The organism is Actinokineospora baliensis, assembly GCF_016907695.1.
Taxonomy (GTDB): domain Bacteria; phylum Actinomycetota; class Actinomycetes; order Mycobacteriales; family Pseudonocardiaceae; genus Actinokineospora; species Actinokineospora baliensis.
The window spans coordinates 6,879,144-6,901,066 of the sequence record NZ_JAFBCK010000001.1 but is presented as its reverse complement, the minus strand read 5'-3'; the positions used below and the strand labels follow the sequence as shown (position 1 = coordinate 6,901,066).

The following is a 21,923-nucleotide window of genomic DNA, read 5'->3' as shown; positions in this document are numbered from 1 at the left end:
GGGCAGGTGGGTGGTCAGCACACCAGAGACGATGGCTGACGATCATGAAGGTTCGATGAGAACCCGGTCGCGCTTGGTTAAGAAACCAGCGGCAGCAGGATCGACACCCTGGCGCCGCCGGTCGGGGCGGTGCCCACGTCCGTGCCGCCCCCGTGCTGGGCGGCGACCTGGGCCACGATGGCCAACCCCAGGCCGGACCCGGGCAGCGCGCGGGCGGCCTCGGCGCGGTAGAAGCGCTCGAAGACGTGCGGCCGGTCCTGCTCGGCGATCCCCGGCCCCTCGTCGTCGACGTCCACCCTGGCCCAGCCGTCGACCGCGGTGACCCTGGCGGTGACCGTCGCCCCGTCCGGGCTCCACTTGGCGGCGTTGTCCAGCAGGTTCAGCACGGCCCGCTCCAGCGACACCGGCCGCGCCCGGACCACCGCGGGCTCGAACTGCGCGGTGTAGCGCACCCTGGGCGCCCTGGCCCGCGCCCGCTCCACCGCCGGGCCGACGACGTCGGCGAGGTCGACGACCTCCTCGGCCTCCGGGGACCGGTCTCCTGTGGACAGTTCGACGAGCTCGCCGATCAGCGTGGTCAGTTCCTCGGCCTGCGAGCGCAGGTCGGCCAGCAGCCGGGTGCGGTCCTCTTCCGGCAGGTCACGGGCGTTCCCGGCGGCGTGCACGAGCAGTTCGACGTTGTTGCGCAGGCTGGTCAGCGGGGTCCGCAACTCGTGCCCGGCGTCCTGGACCAGGCGGCGCTGCGCCTCGCGGGAGCTCGCGAGGGCGGCGAGCATGGCGTTGAGCGCGCCACCGAGACGGGCGATCTCGTCGGTGCCGCGCACCGCGATCCCGGCCGAGAGGTCCTGCGTCCTGGCCACGTCCTCCGCGGCGGCGGTGAGCTCGTCGACCGGCCGCAGCGCCGTGCGCGCCACCAACCACCCCACCACGGCGGCCAGCGCGACCCCGATCAGCCCGACCAGCCCGTGCCAGGCGCCCAACTCGGCCAGCGTGCGCTCGATGTCCTCGGCGTCCAGCGCGACCTGCGCGGCACCGTCGGCGCGCGGCAACGTCAGGACCCGGTAGCGCTCGTCGTTGACCAAGACCTCCTCGGGGGCCCTGGGCACCACCCCCGCGGCGGCCTGCATCGCGCGACCGGTGACCGGGATCGCCGGACCGCCCGCGGTACCCGTGACCCGGCCATCGGCGTCGAGGAACTGCACGATCACCCCGTACGGGTCACGGCGCGGCGGCCCCCGGCGCTCGTCGCGGGCCGGTGTTGTGCTCAGGAACCCGAGTGCCGCCTCGGGCGAGCGGGCGGCGACGGCGACCTTGGCCGCGGACTGCAGCCGGTCGTCGAAGTCCCGGTTGAGCTTGCCGCGCACCAGCAACCACGAGGTCAACGCCACCCCGAGCACGGCGACGGCGACCGCGCCGACGGCCAGGACGGTCAACCGGGACCGCAGCGACAACCTCACAGCGGGTCCTCCCGCAGCACGTAGCCGACCCCGCGCACGGTGTGCAGCAGTCGCGGCTCACCCTCGGCCTCCAGCTTGCGCCGCAAGTACCCGACGTAGACGTCCAGGCCGTTGGACGCCGCGCCGAAGTCGTAGCCCCACACGTGGTCGAACATGGCGGTGCGGGTCAGCACCACGCGGGGGTGGCGCAGGAAGACCTCCAAGATCGCGAACTCGGTCCTGGTCAGCCGCAGCGACCGCCCGCCCCGGCCGACCTCCCTGGTGACCGGGTCGAGCACGACGTCGGCGAAGCGCAAGGAGGTGTCCGTGGCGGTGTCGGCGTGGTACTCGGCGCGGCGCAGCAGGGCGCGCACCCTGGCCAGCAGTTCCTGCAGCGCGAACGGCTTGACCAGGTAGTCGTCGGCGCCCGCCTCCAGCCCGGCCACCCGGTCGTCGACCCCGGTGCGCGCGGTGAGCATGAGGATCGGCACGTAGTTGCCCTCGGCCCGCAGCACCCGGCACGCGTCGAGCCCCCCGAGCACCGGCATCATCACGTCCAGGATCACCCCGTCCGGCCGCTCGGCGCGGATCACCCCCAGCGCCGCGGCCCCGTCGGCGGCGGTCGAGACGGTGTACCCCTCGAACCGCAGGGTCCGCGACAGCGAATCCCGCACAGCCGCCTCGTCGTCGACGATCACCAGGTGCACCCCACTACGGTCGCACACCTTCGGTGGACGGCAGCGCTCCGCTGTTGTACACCCACCCGGGGGTGGCGAAGACCGGCCTTGCGGGGGGTTGACCGACCCCGGTCGGGTGCAGTGTGGACTCTCCCGTGCGCGGAGGTGGGAGGTGGTGGGCGTCCGCGGTCACCCACAGGTGGGCAGTGGTTCCCCGGTCGGGCGAGTGCCATTGAGTGGACCACGCTCAGTGCTGAGACTCGGTGTGACGGTATCCGTCGGTCGGGGGACCCCATTCAGCGCAGGAGGAACCATGTCGGCCACCAACCTCTCAGGTGCGAACGCCGCGTTGACGCTGTCGGCCAGGGCACTGCCCGAGACCCTGATCCACCCCTCCGCCCGCAACACCCAGGACCACAGCTTCACCTTCATGGGCGCGTTCAAAATAGACGCCCAAATCTCCACCGGCGACGGCGTCACCGCCCTCATCACCGCCTACGCGGTCGGCATCCGCCTCTTCCAGTACACGGTCAACGCCGACAACCCGACCATGCGGGCCGCCGCGAGCATCGCGGGCTTCAAACTCGCCCTCGAAACCGACCTCATCACCGACCCGAGCAGGCTCGTCTTCGAAGGCGAAGGCTGCGTCCCCATCGAAGGCAGCCAACAACTCCACCACGTCCTACCCGTCGACTAGTCCTGTAGAACCGCCCCCTACAGACCCGCCACCGGGACCGCGGCCACCCCCCTCCGCCGTCCCGGTGGCACCTTCCCTGCCAGAAGCAAGAAGCCAGAAGCCGCTGTGCCACCCCAACCCACCGAGCCAGCCCCGCCAGCCCCACCACCGCTCCCAGGAAGCCGCCCACCCAAATGCTCGATGGGGCGGACCTGTTTTGCGTGGGGTGGCGGTGTCCGTAGCGTTGTGCGCTGCAGGGCCATGCTTTTCGGCCCCAGCTTTGCGGTCCTGCCACGGGCAGCGCAGGGGCCCCGCGCAAAACAGGTTCGCCCCATCGAGCACACCCAACCCACCACGGATCCAGCGCAATGCCGCAGGCGAGCCGAGCGCCTACCCCACCACGAACGTCTCCGCGGAAGGCGACCCGTTCTCGCGCCGAGCGATCCAGCCCTCGATGGCCTCCACCGCCCGGTCCACCGGAACCCCGTTCAGCTGCGACCCGTCCCGGAACCGGAACGACACCGCTCCCGACTCCACGTCCTTCGCGCCCGCCATCAGCATGAACGGGACCTTCTGCAGCGTGTGGTTGCGGATCTTCTTCTGCATCCGGTCGTCCGAGGCGTCGACGTCCACTCGGATCGCCTTGGCGCGCAACGACTTCGAGACCTGGAGGAGGTGGTCGACGTGGTCTTCGGCGATGGGGATGCCGACCACCTGGACCGGGGCGAGCCAGGCGGGGAAGGCGCCCGCGTAGTGCTCGGTGAGGACGCCGAAGAAGCGTTCGATGGAGCCGAAGAGGGCGCGGTGGATCATCACCGGGCGCTGGCGGGTGCCGTCGCCCGCGGTGTACTCGAGTTCGAAGCGCTCGGGGAGGTTGAAGTCGACCTGGATGGTGGACATCTGCCAGGTGCGGCCGAGGGCGTCGCGGGCCTGGACGGAGATCTTGGGGCCGTAGAAGGCGGCGCCGCCGGGGTCGGGGACGAGGTCGAGGCCGGAGTCGGTGGCGGCGACCCGCAGTGCCTCGGTGGCCTTCTCCCAGACCTCGTCGGAGCCGACGTACTTCTCGTCGTTGCGGGTGGACAGCTCGAGGTAGAAGTCGTCGAGGCCGTAGTCGCGCAGCAGGTTCAGCACGAACGACAGCAGCGACTTCAGCTCGTCCTGCACCTGCTCGGGGGTGCAGAAGATGTGCGCGTCGTCCTGGGTCATGCCGCGCACGCGGGTGAGGCCGTGGATGACGCCGGACTTCTCGTAGCGGTAGACCGAGCCGAACTCGAACATGCGCAGCGGCAGCTCCCGGTACGAGCGGCCGCGGGAGCGGAAGATCAGGTCGTGGAACGGGCAGTTCATCGGCTTGAGGTAGTAGTCCTGGCCCGGCTTGCGGACCTTGCCGTCCTCGTCGTACTCGGCGTCGAGGTGCATCGCCGGGTACATGCCGTCGCGGTACCAGTCGAGGTGCCCGGAGGTCTCGAACAGGGTGCCCTTGGTGATGTGCGGCGAGTAGACGAACTCGTAGCCCTCTTCCTCGTGGCGGCGCCGCGAGTAGTCCTCCATCGCGCGCCGCACGATGCCGCCCTTGGGGTGGAACACCGCCAGGCCGGAGCCGATCTCGTCGGGGAAGCTGAACAGGTCCAGCTCGGTGCCCAGCTTGCGGTGGTCGCGCCGCTCGGCCTCGGCGATGAGCTCCAGGTGCGCGTCGAGCGCCTCCTGCGACTCCCACGCCGTGCCGTAGATCCGCTGCAGCTGCGGGTTCTTGTCGTTGCCGCGCCAGTACGCCGCCGCGACCCTGGTCAGCTTGAACGCCGGGATGTGCTTGGTGGTCGGCACGTGCGGGCCGCGGCACAGGTCGCCCCACACCTGCTCGCCGGAGCGCGGGTCGAGGTTGTCGTAGATGGTCAGCTCGCCGCCGCCGACCTCCATCACCTCGCCGGTGTCGACATCACCCTTGATGTCGACCAGCTCCAGCTTGAACGGCTCCGCTGCCAGCTCCGCCTTCGCGGACTCCAGCGAGTCGAACACCCGGCGGGAGAACCGCTGCGCGCCCTTGATGATCTGCTTCATGCGCTTCTCCAGCGCCTGCAGGTCCTCCGGGGTGAACGGGGTGTCCACGGCGAAGTCGTAGTAGAACCCGTCGCGCACCGGCGGGCCGATGCCCAGCTTGGCGTCCGGGAACTGCTGCTGCACCGCCTGCGCCAGCACGTGCGCGCACGAGTGCCTGATCACCGACCGGCCCTCGTCGGAGTTCGCCGCGACCGCGGTGACCTCGACGTCGACGTCAGGGGTCCACGACAGGTCGCGCAGCCTGCCGTCGGCCTCGCGCACCACCACGACCGCGTCCGGGCCCTTGCCGGGGAGCCCGGCCTCGCGCACGGCCGCGCCAGCCGTAGTGCCCGCCTGCACCACCACGCTCGCGGCGGGTGCGACGGCTGGGGACTGTGGCTGGGACACGGGTGCTCCTCGGTGCTCGCCGGTCACAACGGCTGTGACCTCGACACAAGGATGCTAGCGAGCCGTCCGCGAGCCCCGCCGCCCGGTTTCCCCCGCCTGTGGACAACTCCGGATCATGGTCCGAGGATGGTGCGCATCCGCTGGATCTCGTCGGACTGCTCGGCGACGATGTTGTCGGCCATCTCCTGCACCTTGCCGTCTGAGCCGTCCTTGCGCACCGCGTTGGCCATCTGGATGGCGCCCTCGTGGTGGCGGGTCATCAACCGGACGTACTGCGCGTCGAACTCGGCGCCCTTGGCCGCGCGCAGCGCCGCCAACTCCTCGGCGGTCGCCATGCCGGGCATCGTGTGCCCCGAGTGGCCCGCGTGCGCGGGGTCGACCGCGGGTTTGCCGTTGTCGCGCAGCCAGTTGTTCATCGCCCCGATCTCGGGGCCCTGGGTGTCGGCGATGCGGCTGGCCAGTCCCTTGAGGGAGGTGTTCGCGGCCCGCTCCGGCGCCAGTTCCGACATCTCGATGGCCTGCTGGTGGTGGGCGATCATCATCTGCGCGTAGGCGAAGTCGGCGGCGTTGGGCGGGACGGCGGGCACCCCGGACTCGATCTCCTCGGGGGAGAGCGTGTGGTTGGCCTCGCCGGGCGCACCGGGCTGCAGGACCGGGTTCGACGGCGCCTGGTCGGCCGAGCAGGCCCCCACCCCCGCCGCGACCAGGACCGCGAGCACCGCCGCGGCGACCCTTACCGGCATGCTCCGACTCCCCTCGCCCCGTGTCCGACCGCCGAACGTACCCGACCGGATCGAGTGGCAACAGACCTCGCCCAAATGGTGAAAAGTAGCAACAAAGAGGGCTGGTTGCGATCTTGCGCCCGGGTCATACTGCCGGTTCCAGGGTCTTCACGAGAGGGGTGCGCAGGGTGGCTCTTTCCCATCGCGGCAGACGAAGGGCGTCCGTGGCGGTCGTCGGCGCGGCGGCGCTGACGCTCTCGGCGCTGCTCGGCGTGCCCTCGGCCGCGGCGCAGAACCAGTTCCCCGGGCCGGACGAGATCGTGACCAGCCCCAACGTCAAGCACCTCGCCAACATCCCGGCGACCGCGCCGCTCAAGGGCTCCGGCGCCACCGGGTCCGACCTCGCGTTCAGCGGCGACTACGCCATCGCGGGCAACTACCTGGGCTTCACCATCTACGACATCAAGAACCCCAAGGCGCCCACCATCGCCAGCCAGGTGCTGTGCCCCGGCTCGCAGAACGACGTCTCGGTCACCGGGAACCTGCTGTTCCTGTCCACCGACTCGCGGCGCAGCGACAACTCCTGCTCCTCGGTCGCCCAGAACGACGGTACCAAGCCGTACTGGGAGGGCATGAAGATCTTCGACATCAGCGACAAGCGCAACCCGCGCTACATCAAGGCCGTGGAGACCGACTGCGGCTCGCACACCCACACGCTGGTGCCCGACAAGCGCGGCCGCGACGTCTACATCTACGTGTCGTCCTACAGCCCGGCGAGCAACATCAGCAAGTGCCTGCCGCCGCACGACAAGATCACCATCATCAAGGTGCCGCTGCGCAACCCGGGCGCGGCCGAGATCGTCGCCACGCCGAACCTGTTCCCCGACGGCGGCAACGCGGGCCGGGGCAGCTCGGCCGACATCTACGTCCCGTACGTGGTGCCCACCTCGGGCTGCCACGACATCACCGTGTTCGCGTCGAAGAACCTGGCCGCGGGCGCCTGCATGGGCGACGGCGTGCTGATGGACATCTCCGACCGGGAGAAGCCGCGGGTGATCAACCGGGTGCAGGACGACGACCACTTCGCGTTCTGGCACTCGGCGACCTTCAACAACGCGGGCACCAAGGTCATCTTCACCGACGAGCTCGGCGGGGGCGGCGGCGCGACCTGCAACGCCAAGATCGGCCCGACCCGCGGCGCCAACGGCATCTACGACATCACCGGCCGCGGCGACCAGCGGGCGCTGGAGTTCCGCAGCTTCTACAAGATCGACCGGTACCAGACCGAGAACGAGAACTGCGTCGCGCACAACGGCTCGCTGCTGCCGGTGCCCGGCCGCGACATCATGGTCCAGGCCTGGTACTCCGGCGGCGTCCAACTGGTCGACTACACCAACTCGTCGCAGCCCAAGGAGATCGGCTTCTTCGAGCGCGGCCCCGCGGCCGTCGCCGGTGAGGGCGGCGGCGTGTGGTCGGCGTACTACTACAACGGCTACATCTACGCGAACGGCCTCGGCAAGGGCTTCGACGTCCTCGAGATCAACGACCCCGCCACGGACCCGGCGAAGTCCTACCGCTGGACCGAGCTCAACGCCCAGACGCAGACGACGTACGGCAGCTAGCGGACACGCCTAAGGGGCCTCACCTCCTGGTGGGGCCTCTTACGCTGTCTGTCGCAATGCGATGTCGCTGTCCAGGGGCGATGCGTCGCCGAGGGGCGCTACTAGGATCAGGGCATGGCTGGATCCATCCCCACCGAGGGGCCTGAGCTCGTTCCCCAAGAGGGGGTGGGAGTCCCCGATGCCCTCCAGCGGCTGTGGACCCCCCACCGGATGGCGTACATAAAGGGGGAGAACAAGCCCGAGGGCGACAGCAGCGCGGGCTGCCCCTTCTGCGCCTTGGTGCACCTCGACGACGCCGAAGCGCTGGTCGTGGCGCGTGGCGAGACGGTGTACGCGGTGCTCAACCTGTACCCGTACAACCCCGGTCACCTCATGGTCGTGCCCTATAGGCACGTCGCCGACTACACCGACCTGACCGAAGCCGAGACCGACGAGCTGGCCAGGTTCACCCAGCAGGCGATGCGCGTGGCCCGCAAGGTCGCCGCCCCCCACGGGTTCAACATCGGCATGAACCAGGGCGTCGTCGCGGGCGCCGGGATCGCCGCCCACCTGCACCAGCACCTGGTGCCCCGGTGGGGCGGGGACGCCAACTTCATGCCGGTCATCGGCCACACCAAGGTCCTCCCGCAACTGCTCGGCGACACCCGCGCCCTGCTCGCCGACGCCTGGACCGACTGACCGACTGACCGACTGACCGGCTGACCCGGACCGAGGTCCGGTAACGCCTGCCGACCTGGGGGCGATCCACCCGGTGATCACGGCCGGGAGGGTGCGGTGGACTACTGGGACGCGGTGCGCGGCAAGTGGCCCGAGGACTGCGCGCCGCTGCTGGGCCGAGACGCACCCGCCCGCGACCGGTTGGTGATCAAGCGGCGGTGGAACCCGCTGCCGCGGCGGCAGACCGGGATGGCCATCACCGGCATGCCCGGCACCGGCAAGTCCTTCCTGCACCAGGCGCTGCGCAGGCGGCTCGAAGGCGACGACCCCATCACGCCCAGGGAGAGCCCGAACTACGAGAAGGACCGGTTCGTCACCGCGACCGACCAGGGCAAGCGGCACATCGAGCTGGTAGTGGTGCCCGGCCAGAAGTTCTCGGACCCCGCCGAACGCACCAGGGAGCGGTACTTCGCCAACGGCCGCGCGCCGACCGGTGTGGTGCACGTGGTGTCCTGGGGGTTCAGCAAGATCTGGGACGAGAACACCCAGGACGTCGTCCGCGGCATCAGCGGCCCGCTCGACCCGGCAGACCCCAGGGCCATGCCGCAGTTACCGGAGGTCGTGGAGCAAGCCCGCGCGTTCACCTTCCAGCGCGAACTCGACGACCTCGCCACCACCTGCACCTGGCTGCGCGGCGCCTGGGACGCGAGCACCGGTCCGCTGTGGCTGATCATCGCGCTCACCATGCCCGACCTGCTGCTGAGCAGGCTGGTCGACGGCGCAGCGGCCCGGCGGGCCGACGAGGCGACCTTCGCCGCCGTCGCCGCCCACTACCTGCCCGCCGCGCACCCCGCGCACGACAGCGGGTTCGCCGCGGAGGTGCGCGCGCTGGTCAACTACGCGGGGGAGAACCGGTTCGGTACCCGGATCGCGCTGATGCCGGTGATCTCCTACCGCCTGCCGTTCACCTTCCGCGGTGTGTCCCTCCCGCCGCTGGGCGGGGATGATCTGCGGGCCAGGTTGATGAGCAGGTTCTCGAACCGGATCGGGGTGTACGGCGATGGCGGATGAGTCGGGCCGGGTGGGCGACGAGCTGGAGGACGCCCTGGTCCACGCCGAGCGCGCCCTCGACGCCCTGGACCGCGTCACCAGCCGCATGCAGGTGGTGCGGCTGACCATCGTGGGGGTTTTCGCCATCACCGCGACCGTCGCCGTGCTGAACGTGCGCGAACCGTTTGTCGGGATCTTGGTCGCGATGATCGGCATCGGAGCGATCGCGGCGCTGGTGATGGAGCACGGGCGGTGGCGCTCGACCAGGGATCGGGAGCTGCGCACAGTCGTGCAGCTCTCGCGGATCGTGCGCGACCTGTTGCCGGTGGTGGTGGAGCAGGAGCGCTGGAGCGAACTGCGGATCGTGACTACCCGGGCCAGGATCGCGCGGTTCCCGATCTCCGAGCGCTCCCGGTGAGCGACGGCCCCGCGTGGACGGCGGTCGGCAGGCTCGCCGACGTGCTCGCGGTGGCGGGCGCGGTCACCGGCTTCGCGGTCATCGTGGCCAACGCCGCCGGGTACAACCTGCTGGCCGACCCGGACGAGCAGGTGCTGACCTGGACCGCGGTCGGTTTCGCCGTGGTGGGTCTGGCGATGGTCGTCGGCGCGGTCGTGCGCAACCTGCGTGACGGGGCGGGCTTCGCGGTCGACCAGGGCGGCGCCACCCGGTTCCTGCTCCGGGCAGGCGCCGTCCTGGTCGTGTTCGCGCTGGTCACCGGTGGGGTCGCGGTACTGCGCCCGACCCCACCGGTGCCCTGCGTCGTGGCGGTCTAGCCCTGGCGCAGCACGGCCTCGAGCTCGATGTGGATGGAGATCTTGTCGCCGACCACGGCGATGCCGTCCTGGATGCCCTCGAAGTTCACGCCGAACTCGCGGCGGTTGATCTCGGTGTTGCCGGAGAACCCGACGCGGGTGCCGCCGTAGGGGTCCGGGCCGAAGCCGTTGAGCTCGAAGCGCAGCGGCACGGTCTTGGTGACGCCCTTGAGCGTCAGCTCGCCGTCGAGGACGTACTCGTCGCCGTCGGCGCGCACACCGGTGGCGGTGTAGGTGAGCTCCGGGTAGGTCTCCACCTCGAAGAAGTCGGCCGAGCGCAGGTGCCCGTCGCGCTGCTCGTTGTGGGTGTTGATCGTGTTCAGGTCGATGGCGACGCGCACCGAGGCCGCGGTCGGGTCGTCGGTGGTGACGATCTCGCCGCTGACGCCGTCGAAGCGGCCCCGGACCTTGCTGACGACCATGTGCCGCACGGTGAAGCCGACGTCGGAGTGGACCGGGTCGATGTCCCAGGTGCCTGCGACGAACCCGGGGAGCTGGGCGAGGGTCATGGCGGTTCTCTCCATCAGTTGATTGAGCTCTCAACTGGAACCCTACCCGCTGCAAGTTGAGAGCTCAACCAGTAGTCTGGTGGCATGGACGACACCCGGTGGCTCTCCGCGGCCGAACTCGAGGTGTGGCGGACGTTCGTGACCATGTTCGGCGCGCTCGGCGAGCACATGGACCGCCAGCTGCAGCGCGACTCCTCGATGCCCTACACCTACTACGAGATCCTGGTCGTGCTGTCCCACGCGCCCGGCCGCGCGCTGCGGATGAGCGAGTTGGCCGGGTTGCGCGGGTCGAGTCGCAGCAGGCTCTCGCACGCGGTGGCCCGGCTGGAGGCCCACGGCTGGGTCGAGCGGCAGGAGTGCCCGACCGACAAGCGCGGATCCTTCGCGGTCCTCACCGACGCCGGTTTCGCCGTGCTGGAGGCAGCCGCGCCCGGCCACGTGACCACGGTCCGTGAAGCGGTCTTCGACCGGCTCACACCCGAGCAGGTCCAGGCCCTCGGCGCCATCAGCGTCGCGATCCTCGAAGCCATAGACCCGGAGAAGACCTTGCCCGTCGGTCGGGAGCTGGGCTGACCAGCCCGGGCGCACCGGCGGGGACCGGCGGCGGTTACGCTGCCCGGGCCAGGTCGTCCCGCGGTTAGGTGCGTCTCACAGCCCCATGCTCAACATCTTCGCCCGTGCCTCCGTCTCCCGCGTCACCGATCCGATCGGGGCGCGGTTGGTCCGCCTCGGCCTCACGCCGAACGCCGTCACCCTCCTCGGCACCGCCGCTGCCATCGCGGGCGCGTTGTGGCTGTTCCCCACCGGGCACCTGCTCGCCGGGACCTTCGTGGTCTGGGGCTTCGCCATGTTCGACCTCTTGGACGGCGCGATGGCGCGCGCCCTGGGGGGCGGCACGCGCTACGGCGCGGTGCTCGACGCCACTTGTGACCGCCTGGTCGACGGCGCCCTCTTCTGCGGCATCACCTGGTACCTGTTCGACATCGGTGACCGGACCACTGCCATCGCCGCCCTCATCTGCCTCGTCTTGGCCCAGGTGATCTCTTACGTCAAGGCGCGCGCGGAGGCCAGCGGCCTCGACGCCGACGGCGGTCTGGTGGAGCGGGCGGAACGGTTGATCATCACCCTAGTCGGCGCCGGGCTCACCGGCTTCGGTGTGCCTTACGCGCTGGAGGTCGCGCTGTGGCTGCTCGCCGTGGGGTGCGTGATCACCGTGGGGCAGCGTCTGCTCGCGGTGCGCCGCAGCGCCTTGGAGCGCACGGAGGAGAAGGCCCATGAGCTGGGGTGAGCGCCTTGCCGACTTCGGCTATGGCGCGGGCTGGCGGTTGGTTCGGACTTTGCCTGAGGGGGTCGCGGCCGGGCTCTTCCGTGGGGCCGCCGACCTCGCTGCTCGCAGGGAGGGGCCGGGTGCGCGGCAACTAAGGGCCAACCTCGCGCGCGTAGTGCCCAAGGCAGGGCCCGCGGAGTTGGACGACCTCGTGAGGCAGTCTCTGCGCTCTTACGCGCGGTACTGGATGGAGGCGTTCCGCCTACCCACAATGGATCACGCGGCCCTGCACGCGGAGATCGGCGCCACTATGACCGGCAACGAGTACATCGTCGCCGCGCTCGCCGAGGGCAATGGCGCGGTCATGGCTCTGGCGCACTCGGGCAACTGGGATGCCGCAGGCGTCTGGATGGCGCGCGAGCACGGCAAGTTCACCACCGTCGCGGAACGCCTCAAGCCGGAATCCCTCTATAACCGGTTCGTCAACTACCGGGAGTCCCTCGGCTTCGAGATCATCCCCGCGACCGGCGGCGACAAGAACCCGGCCGCCGTGTTGGTCGAACGACTGCGCCAGAACAAGCTGATCTGCCTACTCGCGGACCGTGATCTGACCCCCGCGGGCATCCCGGTCAACTTCTTCGGCGAGAAGACCCGGATGCCAGGTGGCCCCGCCTACCTCGCTGCGCGCACCGGCGCACCTCTTATCCCCGTCGGCTGCTGGTTCACCGACCACGGCTGGGGGCTGCGGATGCACCCACCGGTCAAGGTGGACGGTGTGCGAGGGGTCCCGGCCGCCACGCAAGCACTCGCGGACGTCTTAGCCGCCGACATCGCGGCGCACCCCGCCGACTGGCACATGCTGCAGAAGCTGTGGATCTCCGACCTGACCGAACAAGGGCAGCGGGAGTTGGCGGTGGAGGACGCGCCCCGAGGACGCCGTCGGTGAGCGGGCGGGGACACCGATGAAGGTCGGCATCGTCTGCCCGTATTCCCTCGACGTTCCCGGCGGGGTACAGGCGCACGTCCTGGACCTGGCCAAGGCCTTGCGCGGGCTCGGCCACGACGTCGATGTGCTCGCCCCGGCCGATGAGGACACTCCGCTACCGGACTACGTGCGCCCCGCGGGCAAAGCGCTTGGCATTCCCTACAACGGTTCCGTAGCGCGCCTGTCGTTCGGGCCGGTCTCTTACGCGCGAGTGCGTCGCTGGGTCCGCGAGCACGACTTCGACGTCTTGCACCTACACGAGCCCACTGCGCCCAGTCTGTCCATGTTGGCTCTTATGGTCGCCGACGGACCTATCGTCGCCACGTTCCACACCTCCACGCCGCGCTCGCGCACGCTCAGCGCCTTCCAAGCTGTGCTGCAGCCGTTCCTGGAGAAGATCACCGCGCGGATCGCCGTGTCGGCGTTGGCCAGGCGGGTCCAGGTGGAACACCTCGGCGGCGACGCGGTCGAGATCCCCAACGGCGTTGACGTCGACTTCTTCCGCGACGCCGAACCGCTGCCCGGTTACCCCCGGGCGGGCGGCACCATCGGGTTCGTCGGCCGCTACGACGAACCCCGCAAGGGCATGCCTGTCCTGCTCGACGCCGTGGACCGGCTCGTCGACGACCACCCGGACCTGCGGCTTCTCGTTGTGGGGCGCGGTGACGAGGCCGACCTGCTCCGGGCGGCCGGGCCCCGCGTCGCGCCGCGGATCGACTTGCTCGGGCAGGTGGACGACGTCGAGAAGGCCCGCATGCTCAGCAGCGTGGACGTCTACTGCGCGCCCAACCTCGGCGGCGAGAGCTTCGGGATCATCCTGACCGAGGCCATGTCCGCGGGCGCCGCGGTGGTGGCCAGCGACCTCGACGCGTTCCGCCGGGTGCTCGACGACGGCCGCGCGGGCGTGCTGACCCCCGTGGGCGACCCCACCGGTCTCGCCGACGGGCTGCGCGCGGTGCTGGCCGACGCGCGGCACCGCGCCACCCTGGTCGCAGAGGGGGAGCGCCGGGTCGCGAACTACGACTGGTCCGTTGTCGCCGCTCAGGTTCTGCGGGTCTACGAACAGGCGGTCGCCGCGGTCCCACGCGCGGTGGGGGAGGTGCCATGACCACCTGGCTGGTGTTGTTGGCGGGCATGGCGCTGCTGGTGCTCGTCGGCATCTGGCTGGTCGGGGTGGCCAACCGGCTCGACCGGCTGCACGTGCGCACCGACGCCGCCTGGGCCGCTCTGGACGCGGCGCTCGCCAGGCGGGCGGTGGTCGCGCGCGCGGTGTCCGGCGGCATCGACCCGACCCCCGGCGACCGGCTCCGGGTGCTGGCCGACCGCGCCGAGCGCGCCGCCCGCCCCGACCGCGAACCCGCCGAGAACGCCCTGACCAGGGAACTCGCCGCCGTGGACCGCCGCGGTCTGCCGCTCACCCTCGTCGCCGAACTCGGCGACGCCGAACACCGGGTGGTGATCGCCCGCCGGGTCCACGGCGACGCCGTCCGCGACACCCTGGCGTTGCGCCGCCGCCGCCCGGTCCGCTGGTTCAAGCTGGCGGGCACCGCACCCACCCCGGAGTACCTGGAGATCGCGGAACCCTCGCTCACCGAGGACGTGCCGCGTCCCGCCGCCCGGGTGGTGCTCCTCAACGCCGACGGCCAAGTCCTGCTCTTCCACGGGCACGACCCGGCCAGGGCCGATGAGCACTACTGGTTCACCCCCGGCGGCGGCGTGGAACCGGGGGAGGACCTGCGGTCGGCGGCACTGCGGGAGCTGCGCGAAGAAACCGGGATGGCGCTGCCGCCCGACTCGCTCGCCGGTCCCGTGTGGCGGCGCCGGGTCGCGTTCAGCTTCGGCGGCCGCAGCTACGACGGCGAGGAGTGGTTCTACCTCGCGCACGTCCCCGAAGGCTCCACAGTGGACACCTCGGGGTTCACCGAGCTGGAGGCGGCCACCATCGCCGAACACCGCTGGTGGTCCGAACCGGACCTGCGGACCACCGGCGACACCGTCTACCCCGGGCAACTGGCCGAACTCCTGGCGGACCTGCGGACCTGGGACGGGACCCTGCGCACCGTGCGCTGATCAGGCGTACTGCGAGGCGAGCGCGCTGGGCAGGGGGTCGAACCGGCTGAACTCGCGGGTGAAGGTGCCCGCGCCGGAGGTCAGGGACCGCAGGTCGATCGCGTAGCGCAAGAGGGTCGCGGCGGGGATCTCGGCCTGGATCGTTGTCTTGCCGTTTGCGTCGGTAGTGGTGCCGAGGACTCTGCCGCGGCGGGCGGACAGGTCGCCCAGCACCGAGCCCAGGTGCTCGTCCGGGATGGTGATGGTGACCTCGTCGACCGGTTCGAGCAGGGAGATCCTGGCCTTCTCGGCGGCGTCGCGCAGGGCGAGGGATCCCGCGGTCTGGAAGGCGGCGTCGGAGGAGTCGACGCTGTGGGCCTTGCCGTCGGTGAGGGTGACCCGGATGTCGACGACGGGGTGGCCGTCCTGCAGGCCGCGTTCCAGTTGGGCGCGCACACCCTTCTCGACGCTGCCGATGAACTGGTGGGGGACCGAGCCGCCCACGACGCGGTCCACGAACTCGAAGCCCGACCCGGTGGGCAGCGGCTCGACCTCGATGTCGCACACCGCGTACTGGCCGTGCCCACCGGACTGCTTCACGTGCCGCCCGTGCCCGCGCGCGGGTGCAGCGAACGTCTCCCGCAGCGACACCCGCACCGGCTCTGTCGCCACCTCGGCACCACCGGCGCGCAGCCGGTCGAGCACCACGTCCGCGTGCGCCTCACCCATGCACCACAGCACCATTTGGTGTGTCTCGGCGTTGCGCTCCAACCGCAGCGTTGGGTCACCGGCGACAAGCCTGGACAGGTTGCGCGCCAACACGTCTTCGTCGCTGCGGGTCTTAGCCGTCACCGCGACGGGGAGCAGTGGCTCTGGCATCGCCCATGGCGCCATCAGCACCGGGTCTTCAGGCGCCGACACAGTGTCCCCGGTCTCCGCGGACCCAACCTTGGTCAGCGCGCAGAGGTCACCGGCGACGCAGTAAGGCACTTCGCGCAGCGCTGCTCCCAGCGGCGAATAGATGTGCGCCACCCGCTCGTCGGCGTCGTGGTCCTCGTGGCCGCGGTCGGCCAGGCCGTGGCCGGACACGTGCACCGCCCGCTCCGGCCGCAACGTCCCGGAGAACACCCGGACCAGCGACACCCGACCGACGTAGGAGTCCACCGCGGTGCGCACCACCTCGGCGACCAGCGGACCGTCCGGATCGGCGCTCAGCGCGGCGTGCGCGCGGCCACCCGGATCGGTCACCTCGGGCAGCGGGTGCTCGAGCGGTGACGGGAAAGCCCTGGTCAGCGCATCCAGCAGTGCCGAGAGCCCGAGACCTGTACCCGCGCAGACCGGGAACACCGGGTGGAAGGACCCCCGCGCGACCGCCGTCTCCAGGTCCGCGACGATCGTCGTCGGGTCGATCTCCTCACCCGCCAGGTAGCGGTCCATGAGGGTCTCGTCCTCGCTCTCGGCGATGATCCCCTCCAGCAGCTCCGCCCGCGCCGCCGCCATCTCGGCGACCTCCTCGGCGTTCGCGTCCACCGCGTCGGCACCGGTGATCCGCCGCTGGGTGATCAGGCCGAGCAGGCCGTCGGCGGTCGGCAGGTACACCGGCAGCACGGTGGCGCCGAACGCCGCCCGACAGGCGGCCAGCTCGGCGGTGAAATCGGCCCTGGCGTGGTCGAGCCGGGCGATCACCAGCGCCCGGGGCATGCCCACCGCGGCGCACTCCGCCCACAGCGCCGTGGTCGCCGCGTCCACCCCCTCCGCGGCGCTGACCACGAACAGCGCCGCGTCGGCGGCGCGCAGACCCGCCCGCAGCTCGCCGACGAAGTCCGCGTACCCGGGGGTGTCGATCAGGTTCACCTTCACCCCGTCGTGCAGCAGCGGCGCCACCGACAGCCCCACCGACCGCTGCTGGCGCACCGCGGCCGGGTCGTGGTCGCACACCGTCGTCCCCTCGGTGACCGACCCGGCCCTGCTGAGCACACCCGCGGCGGCCAGCAGCGCCTCGGCCAGCGTCGTCTTCCCGGACCCGGACGGCCCGACCAGCACGATGTTGCGCACCCGCGCCGGGTCGCTGACCGCGACGCCGGACTCGGGTTGACCGTGCTCGGAGTGCTTGGACCCCACGGCGCCCACCTCCCTCGGTCGGGAAGCCGCCGGGGCTCCCCCTTGGCTGACCGGGCGGACCCGCCCGTGTGTTCGATCTCACACCGATATCGGCGGGTGGACAACCCCGCGCCGGAAGTGGTCTGCCGAGATAGCCCTCGATTGGCCGCCCCGATCGGACCACCTGGGACGTAGCCTGTGGTCAGCGCCCTCCCCGGCGCGCCGACTCGACCCGAAAGGCCGCACCGTGCCCGAAGCCACGCAGAACGCCAGCACCACCCCCGAGACCGGCACCACCCGGGTCAAGCGCGGCATGGCCGAGATGCTCAAGGGCGGCGTGATCATGGACGTGGTCGACGCCGCCCAGGCCAAGATCGCCGAGAACGCGGGCGCGGTCGCGGTGATGGCGCTCGAGCGCGTCCCCGCCGACATCCGCACCCAGGGCGGCGTCGCCAGGATGAGCGACCCGGACCTGATCGACGGCATCATCGAGGCCGTCTCCATCCCGGTCATGGCCAAGGCCCGCATCGGGCACTTCGTCGAGGCCCAGGTCCTGCAGTCGCTGGGCGTGGACTACATCGACGAGTCCGAGGTGCTCACCCCGGCCGACTACGCCAACCACATCGACAAGTGGGCCTTCACCGTGCCCTTCGTCTGCGGCGCGACGAACCTGGGCGAGGCGCTGCGCCGGATCACCGAGGGCGCGGCGATGATCCGCTCCAAGGGCGAGGCGGGCACCGGCGACGTCTCCAACGCCACCACCCACATGCGCAAGATCCGCGGCGAGATCAAGCGGCTGTCGTCGCTGCCCGCCGACGAGCTCTACGTCGCGGCCAAGGAGCTGCAGGCGCCCTACGACCTGGTGGCCGAGGTGGCCCGCACCGGCAAGCTGCCGGTCGTGCTGTTCACCGCGGGCGGCATCGCCACCCCGGCGGACGCGGCGATGATGATGCAGCTGGGCGCCGAGGGCGTGTTCGTCGGCTCCGGCATCTTCAAGTCCGGCAACCCCGAGCAGCGGGCCGAGGCCATCGTCAAGGCCACCACCTTCCACGACGACCCGGACGTGGTCGCCAAGGTCAGCCGGGGTCTGGGCGAGGCCATGGTCGGCATCAACGTCGAGGGCATCGCCGAGCCGCACCGGCTGGCCGAGCGCGGCTGGTGACCGGGGGGTGTGCTGGACCGGGCCCGGCCCGGTCCAGCGCCCACCCGCCCGCTCAGACGTGCTCGGAGACCATGCACGCCACCGTGCCCGGGGCCAGCGCCTCGAACACGTGCGGCAGGTCGCCGGGGTAGGACAGGTAGTCGCCGGGGTCGACGGTGACCGGGTCGTCGGTCAGCCCGATCAGCGCCCGGCCCGAGCACAGCACCACGTGCTCGACCACGCCGGGGGAGTGCGGTTCCGACGCCCGCCTGCTGCCCGGTTCCGCGGTGATCAGGTAGATGTCGCGGCGGGCGTGCGGCGGGCAGGACGCCAGCAGCGTGGCGACGTAGTTCGCCCGCTCGGAGAACACCGCGGGGCCCTCACCGGCCCGGATCACCTGGACCCTGGGCTGCGGCGGTTCGACGAGCCTGCTGAAGGGCACGTCGAGCGCCACGCTCAGCGCCCACAGCGTCTCCACGCTGGGGTTGCCGGAGCCGGACTCCAGCTGCGAGAGCGTCGACTTGGCCACGCCCGCGCGCTTGGCCAGCTCGCTGAGCGAGAGCCCGACCCGCTCGCGCTCCCGGCGCAGCGACCGGGCGATGACCTCCAGCGGTGCTCCGCGCTGCTCTGCCACGGCTCTCCGTTCGGTATGACGAACAATGCGTTTCCCTTGACGAACGCACCCGAGGTGTTCATGCTACTGGACCATGCGTTCGATATGGCGAACCCTGGATGCCGCGCTGTGGCGGGGCGTGCTGGCCATCGCCCTGGCCGCGGCCGTCAACGGGGCCTCCTTCGGGGCGATCGCGGTCGCCGCCGGGAACCCGCTGTGGGTGCCGGTGGTGATGTCGGTGCTGGTCTTCGCGGGCGGCTCGCAGTACATGGCGGTCGGCGTGGTCGCGGCCGGTGGCGGACCGGTCGCGGCGGTCGTCGGGGGACTGGTGCTCAACTCCCGGCACCTGCCGTTCGGCCTGGCGGTCGGCGAGGTCATCGGCCGGAGTTGGCCCGCCAGGCTGCTGGGCAGCCACCTGCTGGTCGACGAGTCCGTGGCCTTCGCCATGGCCCAGAAGGACCCGGTGCGCGCCCGCGCCGCCTACTGGGCCTGCGGGGCGTCGCTGTTCGTGGCGTGGAACCTGGGCGTGCTCGGCGGCTCGCTGGCCGGGACCCTGATCGAGGATCCCAACGCCCTCGGCCTGGACGCGGTGTTCCCCGCCGTGATGCTCGCCCTGGTCCTCCCGGCCCTCAAGGACGCGGGCAAGCTGCGGCCCGCCCTGCTCGGCGCGGCGATCGCGCTGGCCACCACGCCGTTCCTGCCGCCGGGCGTCCCCGTGCTGCTGGCCCTGCTCGGGCTGCTGGCCGTGCCCCGCCGCGGCGCTGACCGGGAGGTGGCGGCATGACCATCGTGCCGATCCTGGTGCTCGCCCTGGGCACCTTCGCCTTCCGGGTCAGCGGGACCGTGCTGCGCGACCGGCTGCACCTGCCCGAACGGGTGAAGGAGCTGCTGTCCACCGCGGCCATCGTCCTGCTGGTGGCCCTGGTCGCCACCAGCACGCTCACCAAGGGGCCCGCGTTCGCCGGGTGGGCGCTGCCCGCCGGGGTCGCCGTCGGCGGCCTGCTGGCCTGGCGCAAGGCCCCGTTCGTCGTCGTCGTGGTCGCCGCCGCGGCGACCACCGCAGTGCTCCGCCTGGTCGGGGTGGCCTGAACCACCCCCCGACCGGGCTGTTTACCCTGGTCACCAGAGGGAGGACCCACACCGTGTCCGCAGATCGTCCGCTCATCGGCGTCCTGGCCCTGCAGGGCGATGTCCGCGAGCACGCCGCCGCGCTCGAAGCCGGTGGCGCCGACGTGATCACCGTCCGCAGGCAGCGCGAGCTCGCCGAGGTCGACGGCCTCGTGCTGCCCGGCGGCGAGTCCACCACCATCTCCCGGCTGCTGGAGACCTTCGAGCTGCTCGACCCGCTGCGCGAGCGCCTCGCCGCCGGGATGCCCGCCTACGGCTCCTGCGCCGGGCTGATCCTGCTCGCCGAGAAGGCCCTCGACGCCCGGCCCGACCAGCACCAGCTCCGCGCGCTCGACGTCATCGTCCGGCGCAACGCCTTCGGCAGGCAGGTCGACTCGTTCGAGGAGGACCTCCAGGTCACCGGGGTCGACGGCGGGCCGGTGCACGCGGTGTTCATCCGGGCGCCCTGGGTAGAGTCCTGCGGGCCGACCGTCGAGGTCCTGGCCAGGGTGCCCGACACCCCCGCCGCCGGAGCCGCCGCCGGTAGGATCGTCGCCGTTCGGCAGGGCACCGTGCTGGCCACCTCGTTCCACCCCGAGCTGACCGGTGACGCGCGGGTGCACCGCCTGTTCGTGGACATGGTCCGTGGGGGCCGTGGCCGCGGGCGCACAACCGACAGCTGAGCCATTGACGGAGGACCGATGAGCGGCCATTCAAAGTGGGCGACGACCAAGCACAAGAAGGCCGCCCTGGACGCCAAGCGGGGCAAACTGTTCGCCAAGCTGATCAAGAACGTGGAGGTGGCCGCGCGCACCGGCGGCGGTGACCCCGACGGCAACCCCACGCTCTACGACGCGATCCAGAAGGCGAAGAAGAACTCCGTCCCGCAGGACAACATCGAGCGCGCCCGCAAGCGCGGCGGCGGCGAGGAGGCGGGCGGCGCCGACTGGCAGACGATCATGTACGAGGGCTACGGCCCCAACGGCGTCGCGGTGCTCATCGAGTGCCTCACCGACAACCGCAACCGGGCCGCTGGCGAGGTCCGCACCGCCATGACCCGCAACGGCGGCAACATGGCCGACCCCGGCTCGGTGGCGTACATGTTCAACCGCAAGGGCGTGGTGGTCCTGGCCAAGAACGGCCTCTCGGAGGACGACGTGCTCGGCGCGGTCCTCGACGCGGGCGCCGAGGAGGTCAACGACCTCGGCGACACCTACGAGATCGTCTCCGAGGCCACCGACCTGGTCGCCGTCCGCACCGCCCTGCAGGGCGCGGGCTACGACTACGACTCCGCGGACGCCTCGTTCCTGCCCTCGCTCACCGTCGCCCTCGAGGCCGACGGCGCCCGCAAGATCTTCAAGCTCATCGACGCCCTCGAAGACTGCGACGACGTGCAGAACGTGTACGCCAACTTCGATATCTCCGACGAAGTGATGGCCGAGGTCGACTAGGTGTTGCCGGGGCCCGGGGAACCGGGCCCCGTTTCGGTCCCCACCGAGGAGCAGGCGTGCCGCTGGACGACATCACCGAGGAGCAGGCCGCGCTGCGCGAGTGGCTGCTCAAGACCGCGGACGAGGACGGCCACGCCGTCGTCCAGGTTCCCGGTGACGAGCATGGCCCGCCTTACGCGTTCACCGTGGGCGCTTGGCGCCGGTTCGGCGCACCTGAGGCGATCGTGCTCGGGTTGCCGGTCGACATGAACCAGACGTTCCTCGACGCCTACGTGAAGCGGGCGGCCGCGGGGGAGCGGTTCTTCCCCGGCCTGCCCTACTTGGACTTCTTCGACGGCACGCCGGTGGTGGTGGAGCGGGTCAACCCGGACTTCTACCCGTTGCTCGGCAGCGCGCTGCTGCTGTACCCGTCCGGGCAGTTCCCGGTGTTGCAGCTGATCGTGGCCACTCCCGACGGGCACTTCCCGTGGAGCCCGCAAGCCCCCGAAGGGTTCGCGGACTGGCAGCGGGTCCTCACCGAGAGCGGGCTGCCCGAGAGTTGGCGACCGGGGATCGACGGTCCCTGACGGGTTGGGCGCGGGCTTGCCCGTTCGGGTCTGCCGG

At 71.2% G+C, this 21,923-nt stretch carries 24 protein-coding genes; 17 read left to right on the top strand and 7 right to left on the bottom strand.

Annotation, left to right across the window (positions count from 1 at the left end):
• Window positions 1-77 precede the first annotated feature (77 nt).
• Together JOD54_RS30625 and JOD54_RS30620 are read right to left on the bottom strand one after the other, a co-directional pair.
• Window positions 78-1,457: a HAMP domain-containing sensor histidine kinase gene (locus tag JOD54_RS30625; protein ID WP_204455417.1), complete on the bottom strand. Its 1,380-nt coding sequence runs from the start codon at window positions 1,455-1,457 to the stop codon at window positions 78-80.
• A complete protein-coding gene (locus JOD54_RS30620; protein ID WP_204455416.1) occupies window positions 1,454-2,143 on the bottom strand; it encodes a response regulator transcription factor in 690 nt (229 codons plus the stop codon). The genes JOD54_RS30625 and JOD54_RS30620 overlap by 4 nt, the downstream gene beginning before the upstream one ends.
• Window positions 2,144-2,426: 283 nt before the next feature.
• Here JOD54_RS30620 and JOD54_RS30615 point away from each other — a divergent pair, with 283 nt between their 5' ends.
• The gene (locus tag JOD54_RS30615; protein WP_204455415.1) at window positions 2,427-2,810 is read left to right on the top strand and encodes a hypothetical protein; all 384 of its coding nucleotides are present in this window, start codon (window positions 2,427-2,429) and stop codon (window positions 2,808-2,810) included.
• 369 nt (window positions 2,811-3,179) lie between these two features.
• Here the strand turns inward: JOD54_RS30615 and thrS are convergent, their stop codons facing one another.
• The gene (thrS, locus tag JOD54_RS30610; RefSeq protein ID WP_307860415.1) at window positions 3,180-5,234 is read right to left on the bottom strand and encodes a threonine--tRNA ligase; all 2,055 of its coding nucleotides are present in this window, start codon (window positions 5,232-5,234) and stop codon (window positions 3,180-3,182) included.
• Window positions 5,235-5,347: 113 nt separating this feature from the next.
• Window positions 5,348-5,977, bottom strand: a complete 630-nt coding sequence (locus tag JOD54_RS30605; RefSeq protein ID WP_204455414.1) for a DUF305 domain-containing protein — start codon at window positions 5,975-5,977, stop codon at window positions 5,348-5,350.
• A gap of 203 nt (window positions 5,978-6,180) precedes the next feature.
• On the opposite strand from JOD54_RS30605, the gene JOD54_RS30600 reads away from it, so the two are divergent.
• From JOD54_RS30600 to JOD54_RS30580, 5 genes are all read left to right on the top strand, one after another.
• Window positions 6,181-7,578 (top strand): LVIVD repeat-containing protein, encoded by a 1,398-nt coding sequence (locus JOD54_RS30600; protein WP_307860414.1) that lies wholly within the window; start codon window positions 6,181-6,183, stop codon window positions 7,576-7,578.
• 114 nt (window positions 7,579-7,692) lie between these two features.
• A complete protein-coding gene (locus JOD54_RS30595; protein WP_204455412.1) occupies window positions 7,693-8,256 on the top strand; it encodes an HIT family protein in 564 nt (187 codons plus the stop codon).
• Between the two features lie 96 nt (window positions 8,257-8,352).
• The gene (locus tag JOD54_RS30590) at window positions 8,353-9,306 is read left to right on the top strand and encodes a hypothetical protein (RefSeq protein WP_204455411.1); all 954 of its coding nucleotides are present in this window, start codon (window positions 8,353-8,355) and stop codon (window positions 9,304-9,306) included.
• Window positions 9,296-9,703, top strand: coding sequence for a hypothetical protein (locus JOD54_RS30585; protein WP_204455410.1), 408 nt, complete (start codon window positions 9,296-9,298; stop codon window positions 9,701-9,703). Before JOD54_RS30590 ends, JOD54_RS30585 begins: the two co-directional genes overlap by 11 nt.
• Window positions 9,700-10,059 (top strand): hypothetical protein, encoded by a 360-nt coding sequence (locus JOD54_RS30580; RefSeq protein WP_204455409.1) that lies wholly within the window; start codon window positions 9,700-9,702, stop codon window positions 10,057-10,059. The genes JOD54_RS30585 and JOD54_RS30580 overlap by 4 nt, the downstream gene beginning before the upstream one ends.
• Here JOD54_RS30580 and JOD54_RS30575 read toward each other — a convergent pair.
• A complete protein-coding gene (locus JOD54_RS30575) occupies window positions 10,056-10,622 on the bottom strand; it encodes a YceI family protein (RefSeq protein WP_239573558.1) in 567 nt (188 codons plus the stop codon). The two genes, JOD54_RS30580 and JOD54_RS30575, sit on opposite strands and share 4 nt — an antisense overlap.
• A gap of 69 nt (window positions 10,623-10,691) precedes the next feature.
• On the opposite strand from JOD54_RS30575, the gene JOD54_RS30570 reads away from it, so the two are divergent.
• From JOD54_RS30570 to JOD54_RS30550, 5 genes are all read left to right on the top strand, one after another.
• Window positions 10,692-11,180, top strand: a complete 489-nt coding sequence (locus JOD54_RS30570) for a MarR family winged helix-turn-helix transcriptional regulator (protein WP_204455408.1) — start codon at window positions 10,692-10,694, stop codon at window positions 11,178-11,180.
• Between the two features lie 85 nt (window positions 11,181-11,265).
• Window positions 11,266-11,895 carry a phosphatidylinositol phosphate synthase gene (gene pgsA, locus JOD54_RS30565; protein ID WP_204455407.1) on the top strand — a complete coding sequence of 210 codons (630 nt, stop codon included), beginning with the start codon at window positions 11,266-11,268 and terminating at the stop codon, window positions 11,893-11,895.
• The gene (locus JOD54_RS30560; protein WP_204455406.1) at window positions 11,882-12,820 is read left to right on the top strand and encodes a phosphatidylinositol mannoside acyltransferase; all 939 of its coding nucleotides are present in this window, start codon (window positions 11,882-11,884) and stop codon (window positions 12,818-12,820) included. Before pgsA ends, JOD54_RS30560 begins: the two co-directional genes overlap by 14 nt.
• Before the next feature lie 16 nt (window positions 12,821-12,836).
• Window positions 12,837-13,967 carry a glycosyltransferase family 4 protein gene (locus JOD54_RS30555; protein ID WP_204455405.1) on the top strand — a complete coding sequence of 377 codons (1,131 nt, stop codon included), beginning with the start codon at window positions 12,837-12,839 and terminating at the stop codon, window positions 13,965-13,967.
• Window positions 13,964-14,929 carry an NUDIX hydrolase gene (locus JOD54_RS30550; protein WP_204455404.1) on the top strand — a complete coding sequence of 322 codons (966 nt, stop codon included), beginning with the start codon at window positions 13,964-13,966 and terminating at the stop codon, window positions 14,927-14,929. Before JOD54_RS30555 ends, JOD54_RS30550 begins: the two co-directional genes overlap by 4 nt.
• Here JOD54_RS30550 and JOD54_RS30545 read toward each other — a convergent pair whose 3' ends face one another.
• A complete protein-coding gene (locus JOD54_RS30545; protein ID WP_204455403.1) occupies window positions 14,930-17,029 on the bottom strand; it encodes an elongation factor G-like protein EF-G2 in 2,100 nt (699 codons plus the stop codon).
• 226 nt (window positions 17,030-17,255) lie between these two features.
• Between JOD54_RS30545 and pdxS the strand changes: the two genes are divergently transcribed.
• Complete coding sequence (gene pdxS, locus JOD54_RS30540; RefSeq protein WP_204455402.1) at window positions 17,256-18,170, top strand: pyridoxal 5'-phosphate synthase lyase subunit PdxS; 915 nt, start codon at window positions 17,256-17,258, stop codon at window positions 18,168-18,170.
• A 52-nt stretch (window positions 18,171-18,222) separates the two neighbouring features.
• Here pdxS and JOD54_RS30535 read toward each other — a convergent pair whose 3' ends face one another.
• Window positions 18,223-18,783 (bottom strand): helix-turn-helix domain-containing protein, encoded by a 561-nt coding sequence (locus JOD54_RS30535; protein WP_204455401.1) that lies wholly within the window; start codon window positions 18,781-18,783, stop codon window positions 18,223-18,225.
• A gap of 73 nt (window positions 18,784-18,856) precedes the next feature.
• On the opposite strand from JOD54_RS30535, the gene JOD54_RS30530 reads away from it, so the two are divergent.
• The 5 genes from JOD54_RS30530 to JOD54_RS30510 are packed head-to-tail and all read left to right on the top strand — an operon-like array spanning window position 18,857 to window position 21,886.
• Complete coding sequence (locus JOD54_RS30530) at window positions 18,857-19,546, top strand: AzlC family ABC transporter permease (RefSeq protein ID WP_204455400.1); 690 nt, start codon at window positions 18,857-18,859, stop codon at window positions 19,544-19,546.
• Window positions 19,543-19,851, top strand: coding sequence for an AzlD domain-containing protein (locus tag JOD54_RS30525; RefSeq protein WP_204455399.1), 309 nt, complete (start codon window positions 19,543-19,545; stop codon window positions 19,849-19,851). Before JOD54_RS30530 ends, JOD54_RS30525 begins: the two co-directional genes overlap by 4 nt.
• A gap of 53 nt (window positions 19,852-19,904) precedes the next feature.
• Window positions 19,905-20,552, top strand: coding sequence for a pyridoxal 5'-phosphate synthase glutaminase subunit PdxT (pdxT, locus tag JOD54_RS30520; RefSeq protein WP_204455398.1), 648 nt, complete (start codon window positions 19,905-19,907; stop codon window positions 20,550-20,552).
• A gap of 18 nt (window positions 20,553-20,570) precedes the next feature.
• Window positions 20,571-21,320, top strand: a complete 750-nt coding sequence (locus JOD54_RS30515; protein WP_204455397.1) for a YebC/PmpR family DNA-binding transcriptional regulator — start codon at window positions 20,571-20,573, stop codon at window positions 21,318-21,320.
• 56 nt (window positions 21,321-21,376) lie between these two features.
• On the top strand, window positions 21,377-21,886 hold the full coding sequence (locus tag JOD54_RS30510; RefSeq protein ID WP_204455396.1) for a DUF4262 domain-containing protein: 510 nt from the start codon (window positions 21,377-21,379) through the stop codon (window positions 21,884-21,886).
• The last annotated feature ends 37 nt before the right edge of the window (window positions 21,887-21,923 follow it).

Excerpts from the sequence above, each read along its gene's own strand:
- JOD54_RS30515 (WP_204455397.1), top strand. The coding sequence starts at position 20,571 with ATGAGCGGCCATTCAAAGTGGGCGACGACCAAGCACAAGAAGGCCGCC.
- JOD54_RS30595 (WP_204455412.1), top strand. The coding sequence starts at position 7,693 with ATGGCTGGATCCATCCCCACCGAGGGGCCTGAGCTCGTTCCCCAAGAG.
- JOD54_RS30575 (WP_239573558.1), bottom strand. The coding sequence starts at position 10,622 with ATGGAGAGAACCGCCATGACCCTCGCCCAGCTCCCCGGGTTCGTCGCA.
- JOD54_RS30550 (WP_204455404.1), top strand. The coding sequence starts at position 13,964 with ATGACCACCTGGCTGGTGTTGTTGGCGGGCATGGCGCTGCTGGTGCTC.
- JOD54_RS30525 (WP_204455399.1), top strand. The coding sequence starts at position 19,543 with ATGACCATCGTGCCGATCCTGGTGCTCGCCCTGGGCACCTTCGCCTTC.
- JOD54_RS30555 (WP_204455405.1), top strand. The coding sequence starts at position 12,837 with ATGAAGGTCGGCATCGTCTGCCCGTATTCCCTCGACGTTCCCGGCGGG.
- JOD54_RS30615 (WP_204455415.1), top strand. The coding sequence starts at position 2,427 with ATGTCGGCCACCAACCTCTCAGGTGCGAACGCCGCGTTGACGCTGTCG.
- JOD54_RS30560 (WP_204455406.1), top strand. The coding sequence starts at position 11,882 with ATGAGCTGGGGTGAGCGCCTTGCCGACTTCGGCTATGGCGCGGGCTGG.
- JOD54_RS30530 (WP_204455400.1), top strand. The coding sequence starts at position 18,857 with ATGCGTTCGATATGGCGAACCCTGGATGCCGCGCTGTGGCGGGGCGTG.
- JOD54_RS30585 (WP_204455410.1), top strand. The coding sequence starts at position 9,296 with ATGGCGGATGAGTCGGGCCGGGTGGGCGACGAGCTGGAGGACGCCCTG.
- JOD54_RS30605 (WP_204455414.1), bottom strand. The coding sequence starts at position 5,977 with ATGCCGGTAAGGGTCGCCGCGGCGGTGCTCGCGGTCCTGGTCGCGGCG.
- pgsA (WP_204455407.1), top strand. The coding sequence starts at position 11,266 with ATGCTCAACATCTTCGCCCGTGCCTCCGTCTCCCGCGTCACCGATCCG.
- JOD54_RS30570 (WP_204455408.1), top strand. The coding sequence starts at position 10,692 with ATGGACGACACCCGGTGGCTCTCCGCGGCCGAACTCGAGGTGTGGCGG.